The sequence below is a fragment of the Acidovorax sp. IB03 genome (assembly GCF_016406015.1).
In the GTDB taxonomy this organism is placed as follows: domain Bacteria; phylum Pseudomonadota; class Gammaproteobacteria; order Burkholderiales; family Burkholderiaceae_C; genus Acidovorax; species Acidovorax temperans.
In genome coordinates, this window is record NZ_JAEFCH010000069.1 from 1 (window position 1) to 5,918 (window position 5,918).

Below are 5,918 nucleotides of genomic sequence, written 5' to 3' on the forward strand. Positions count from 1 at the left end.
CGAGGCCCAAAACTCGTGCCATACTTGGCCTCATGCGGTTGAATTTCCTATCCGTCGTGGTGGTGCGGTTGACGAAGAAGCGATAGGGTGAACCGTTGCCGCAGCTGGCGCCGGATGCAGCCGGGGCCTCGATGGCCTCCCACTTGTTGAAGGTGGTGGGTGCGGGGCCGACGTTGCCGGTGGTGTTGGGCACCCATGGCGCAGGCGCCGCCCAGGCCGACGAGGCAACAACAAGGGTCAGGACGCTCAAGGCGCCGTGCACGATCTGGCGGGGCATGACAGTCTCCAGGGTGGACACGCCAGCGCCTGGGCAAGGCAGAACAGGGCGTCTCTTCCAATTGATTTGCCCCACATTCTGGCGACTCGGTTAACGCGCCACATCGGTGCAAACGTCATAGCCCGATCAGGGGGAGGACTTACACCGATCCGCGTGCCCCGCGCATGCGCCAGGCCTGAGGCGTATCGGCCGTCCAGCGCTTGAAGGCCTTGGTGAAGGCGCTCTGGTCGCTGTAGCCCAGCATCATGGCCACTTCGCAGACCGACAGCGCCGGATCACGCAGGTACTGCCTGGCAAGCTGTTCTCGCGTGCGATCCAGCAACATCTGCCAGGTCAGGCCTTGGTCACCCAGTCGGCGCTGCAAAGTTCGCTCCGACTGGTTCATCATCTTCGCCAGCCGGTGCACCGACACCCCACCCTCCGGCAACACCCGCAACAACAGGCGCTGCACGGCCTGGTCAAAATCACCCGGCTCGGGCAAGGCGCGCAACAGGGCTTCAGCCTGCCCATCCAGCAGCGCACGCAAACCGGGCTCAGGGTGCCGCATGGGGATCTGCATGTAGGACACCGGGATCCGCACTCGCGTGTGGGTATCACCAAACACCACAGGGCACTGGAAGAAGGCCTCGTAGCGCGCACGCAGTTCCGAGTCGGCCTCGTGCACAAAACTGATCCGCAAAGGCCTGGGCGGATCGTCTACCTGCCGACTCATGAAGGTCACCAGCGCCCCGATGGACACCTCGTTGAACATGGGCCCCTGTTCGGCCGGTGGCCAGGCGATGTCAACCTCGTCTCCATGCCAACTCACCTGAGCGAGGTTGGCGCCATAAAACAGGCGCTCATACGACAGATAGACGCGCATGGCCTCGCCCAGGTTGTCTGATGCCGCCACCAGATAGCCCAACACGCCCAGGTGACGCGGTTGCACGCCGGCCCCGATCTGCAAGCCCAGTGCCGGCACCCCTGGCCGTAATGCCGCAGCCTGAGCCAGGGCCTCACGCCATGCCGGCAGGGGCACCACGTCGTCGGGCGCGAAGCGAGCCAATTGGGCACGCAGCCTGGGTGCCGTCAAGCCCTCGCGATCCAGCCAATCCGTCAGCAAGCCGGTCCAGGCGCCCGTCACCCTCATCAAACCATTCACGACACGCACTCCGCTGCCTGACATGGCAGTGGTCCGCATTGTCACAAATTATCGAAAAGATGGCGCAGATTAACTATCGAGAAGGCGCTCGCCTGCCTACAGTTGCCATCACCGAGCAGACAAAACAAGATCAGGCCTGACCAGGAAAGGACCCTCCCGATGAACGCCACGCTCTCTCGCCGCCCGCTTCGCCGCTTCTGGGGTTGGGGTGTCGCCTGCGAACACCTCACGCAAGAAGAATCGGCCCGCATCGGGATGATGGTGCAAATGCTGGGTGGGCAGATCACGGATCGCACTGAGCCCCAGGTCAGTGACTTCACGCTGCCTGCGCCACGCATCGCCCCTCCTGCAGCCCTGGCGGCCATGTTCTCGGATACCCCGCTGGACCGGCTCAATCACGCCTTGGGCAAGAGCTACGCCGATCTGGCCCGCATGTGGCTGCGCCAGGTGCCCCATGTACCAGACTGGGTGGCCTACCCCGATGACGAGCAGGCCGTGATCGACATCCTGGATTGGGCCTCGCGCCACAACGTGGCCGTGATCCCTTATGGCGGTGGCTCCAGCGTGTGCGGCGGCGTGGAAGCCGCTGTGGGCAGCAGTTATGCAGCGGCCGTGTCGCTGGACATGGAGCGCCTTAACCGCGTACTGGAGGTGGACCCCACCAGCCGCGCCGCCCGCATCCAGGCCGGCGCGCTGGGCCCGGAGCTGGAAGCGCAACTCAAGCCGCATGGCTACACCTTGCGCCACTACCCGCAGAGCTTCGAGTTCTCGACCCTGGGCGGCTGGATCGTGACCCGTGCAGGCGGCCACTACGCCACGCTCATGACCCACATCGATGATCTGGTCGAAAGCACCCGCATGGTCACGCCATCAGGGGTGTGCGCCTCTCGCCGCCTGCCCGCATCGGGCGCGGGCCCATCGCAGGATCGGATGGTGCTGGGCTCGGAGGGTACGCTGGGCGTGGTCACCGAGGCCTGGATGCGCCTGCAGGAGCGTCCTCGCTACCGCGCCAACGCCTCCGTGCGCTTCACCGACTACAAACAAGGCGTGCAATGCGTACGGGCCCTGGCGCAATCGGGCCTGTACCCGAGCAACTGCCGCCTGCTGGACCCGATGGAAACCGTGTTCTCAGGCGTGGGCGATGGCAGCGCCGCCGTGATGGTGCTGGGCTTCGAATCAGCCGATCACCCGATGAACGAATGGATGAGAAGAGCCCTGGAAGTGGTCCGCGATCACGGTGGCAGCTATGACGCCGAATCGGTTGAGCGCTCGATGCGCGATGACGGAGGCGAAGAGCACCGCAGCGGCACAGCCGGCGCGTGGCGACAGGCCTTCCTGCGCATGCCCTACTGGCGTGACCCTGCCGTGGGCAATGGTCTCATCATGGACACCTTCGAGACCGCCACCACCTGGGACCGCTTCGAGGCCTTCTACAAAGGTGTGCGCAAAGACGTGGCCCAGGCCGTGCAGCAAGCCACCGGTCACCCGGCCTTTGTATCCTGCCGCTTCACGCACATCTACCCGGATGGCCCTGCGCCCTACTTCACCATCGCCGCGCTGGGCAGTGCGCAGGGCGATGTGGCATCCGCTCTGGCCGCCTGGCGCGAGATCAAGCAAGCCGCCAACGAGGCCGTGATCAAGCATGGCGGCACCATCACCCACCACCACGCTGTGGGGCGCGACCATCGCCCAGGTTATGAGCAGGAAACACCGCCCCTTTACCGCCAGATGCTGCAAGCAGCCAAGGCCACGGTGGACCCGCAAGGCATCCTCAACCCGGGCGTGCTGATCGATCCACGGGATCGCCAGGTCGGCATCACCGGCGCATTGGGCAGAACCTGATCAGGCGCAGGCCAGCCCCAACCAGGGCAGGCTCATGCTCCATCCTTTTGAGCCGGTCTTGGGATGGAAGAATTGGAAGTGCCCGACAGCGCGCAAACCGTGCTGCTCGGGCCGCAAGACCTTGAGATCTACCTGCGTGCCGGTGTAGTGGCTGTGCATGGCCTTCACGCCACGTGGACTGGCCATCGTGTCATCCGTGAAAACCACGGCCGTGATGGGCAGCTTCACGCTGGCATAAGCCTGCCGCACGGCTTCGCCTTCGCTGACGACAAAGTCCGGATGGCTGCACCAGCGCTTCCATTGCGCCACCACGCCACGAGGCAAATCGTCCACCGTGCGGATGCGGCGGCCGGCAAAGTAGCCATGCCGCGCCACGCTCAAAGGCACGATCACATGCCAGAAAACACCCATCACATAGCGCAGGGGTCGCGCCACATGCTCGCGATAGCCGCTGCCACTGCCCAGCGTGGCCACACGGTCGATGCGCGGGTGCTGCGGCATCATCCCGAACAGGATGCCGCCCATGCTGTGGCCGAACCAGGTGATGGGCAAACCAGGGTGGCGCTGTGCCACCAGTTCCATCACGGCAGGCGCATCGTGACGCGCCCAGTCCACCAGCCTGGCCTTGTAGCCGACCAGGCTTGGCGGCGCTGACTGCGCCATGCCGCGCCAGTCAAAGGTATAGACGACGCAGCCGTGCTGCACCAGCCAGCTGGCGTAGCGTTCATAGAAGGTCTGAGGCACGCCCAGTGCGCAGGCGATGATGACGGCGCGGCGCACATGGACGCCACCATGTGGTCTGAAACAACGACCAGCCAGCATGTGGCCATCGTCGGTAAGGATATGCAGGGCTTCCATGAAACTTCCAACAGAAGCAAGGTAGAAAAATCACCCACAAAAAAGCCCGCAAGGATCTCTCCATTGCGGGCTCTTGCAGTTCAAGCAGCCATCAATCAGACCTCAACAAGCGCCCGATCAACAGCATGCCTGAAAGCCATCATCACAGGCTGTCGACGCGCTCGAAGATGCCAGCAGCACCTTGGCCGGTACCGATACACATCGTCACCATGCCGTACTTGCCGCCAGTGCGACGCAGACCGTGCACCACGGTCGCAGCGCGGATGGCACCGGTCGCACCCAGGGGGTGGCCCAGGGCGATCGCGCCGCCCATCGGGTTCACCTTGGCGCGGTCCAGCACGTGGCCCTTGCTGTCCAGGTCCTTCAGCACAGCCAGAGACTGTGCAGCGAACGCTTCGTTCAGCTCAACCCAGTCCATGTCCGAAGCCTTCAGGCCGGCGTATTCCAAAGCCTTGGGGATGGCTTCGATCGGGCCGATACCCATGATTTCGGGTGGCACGCCCTTGACGGCGAAAGCCACGAACTTGGCCAGAGGCTTCAGACCGTACTTCTCGCAAGCTTCCTTGGAAGCCAGGATCAGGCAGCCAGCGCCGTCGGACGTCTGCGACGAGTTACCGGCCGTGACCGAACCCTTGGCAGCGAACACGGGACGCAGCTTGGCCAGACCCTCCACCGAAGTGTCAGGACGAGCGCCTTCGTCACGGCTGATGGTCTTCTTGGTGATCGTCACTTCGCCTGTTTCCAGGTTGGGTGTACGCACTTCGATGTCGATCGGCGTGGTTTCAGCGTCGAAGAAGCCAGCTTGCTGCGCAGCGATGGCGCGGCGGTGCGACTCAGTGGCGAAAGCGTCCTGCTCTTCGCGGGTCACCTTCCACTGTTCGGCCACCTTCTCGGCGGTCATGCCCATGCCGTAGGCGATGCCGACGTTTTCGTCGAGGTTCACCACAGCAGGGTTGAACGAAGGCTTGGAGCCGCCCATGGGAACCATGGACATCGATTCCACGCCACCGGCGATCATGACTTCGGCTTCGCCCACACGGATGCGGTCAGCAGCGATCGACACGGCAGTGATACCAGCCGCGCAGAAGCGGTTCACGGTGGCACCGGCCACGGTCTTGGGCAGGCCAGACAGCAGCGCGGCGACCTTGGCCACGTTCATGCCTTGTTCGCCTTCGGGCATCGCGCAGATCCTGGGCGGCGGCATGGTGGGCACCCACGCAGGCGACATGATTGGCGAGATCGCCCTGGCCATCGAGATGGGTGCGGACGCTGTCGACATCGGCAAGACCATCCACCCGCATCCAACCCTTGGCGAATCCATTGGCATGGCGGCGGAAGTGGCGCATGGCAGCTGCACGGATGTGCCGCCTGCGCGCAAGTAAGTCCGCAGCCAAGCTACCCTGCCAAGGCCCGAACTGGCGACGGTTCGGGCCTTGTGCTTTGCGTACCCAAACAATCGCCGCAGAATACTGTGCATTTGTACAGTATTCATGTCAGCCACTTCCAAGCCCAAGCTCTACAACCCACGCCACCCCGAACGCACGCTGCTCTACCAAACGGTAGCCGAGCACTACGAGACCTGGCTAGAGTTGGCCAGCGCGGGTCAGTTCGACGGCCAGGGCGACCACCACACCCCCAAGCCCTTCGTGCGCAAAGCGTTTGCCAAGTATCTTGAGTGCGGCATCTTTGCCCATGGCTTTGCCCGCGCTCGCTGCGGCGACTGTGGGCACGACTACTTTGTAGCCTTCTCCTGCAAAGGCCGGGGAGTCTGCCCCTCGTGCACCACCCGGCGCATGGTGG

The 5,918-nt window shown here is 64.0% G+C and carries 4 protein-coding genes and 3 pseudogenes; 3 read left to right on the top strand and 4 right to left on the bottom strand.

What is annotated here, in order from left to right:
• Nucleotides 1-277: pseudogene (locus IHV84_RS19895) on the bottom strand (hypothetical protein); the annotation flags it as partial.
• Nucleotides 278-416: 139 nt separating this feature from the next.
• Complete coding sequence (locus tag IHV84_RS19900) at nucleotides 417-1,442, bottom strand: AraC family transcriptional regulator (protein ID WP_074930496.1); 1,026 nt, start codon at nucleotides 1,440-1,442, stop codon at nucleotides 417-419.
• A 135-nt stretch (nucleotides 1,443-1,577) separates the two neighbouring features.
• Between IHV84_RS19900 and IHV84_RS19905 the strand changes: the two genes are divergently transcribed.
• On the top strand, nucleotides 1,578-3,260 hold the full coding sequence (locus tag IHV84_RS19905; RefSeq protein WP_054258058.1) for an FAD-binding oxidoreductase: 1,683 nt from the start codon (nucleotides 1,578-1,580) through the stop codon (nucleotides 3,258-3,260).
• Here the strand turns inward: IHV84_RS19905 and IHV84_RS19910 are convergent, their stop codons facing one another.
• Together IHV84_RS19910 and IHV84_RS19915 are read right to left on the bottom strand one after the other, a co-directional pair.
• Complete coding sequence (locus tag IHV84_RS19910; RefSeq protein ID WP_054258057.1) at nucleotides 3,261-4,118, bottom strand: alpha/beta fold hydrolase; 858 nt, start codon at nucleotides 4,116-4,118, stop codon at nucleotides 3,261-3,263.
• A 142-nt stretch (nucleotides 4,119-4,260) separates the two neighbouring features.
• Nucleotides 4,261-5,337, bottom strand: a pseudogene (locus IHV84_RS19915) (acetyl-CoA C-acyltransferase); the annotation flags it as partial.
• Between IHV84_RS19915 and IHV84_RS20570 the strand changes: the two are divergent.
• Nucleotides 5,294-5,500: pseudogene (locus IHV84_RS20570) on the top strand (dihydrolipoyl dehydrogenase); the annotation flags it as partial. The pseudogenes IHV84_RS19915 and IHV84_RS20570 overlap by 44 nt on opposite strands.
• 108 nt (nucleotides 5,501-5,608) lie before the next feature.
• A partial coding sequence (locus IHV84_RS19920) for a transposase zinc-binding domain-containing protein (protein ID WP_198848132.1) occupies nucleotides 5,609-5,918 on the top strand: 310 nt, incomplete at its 3' end.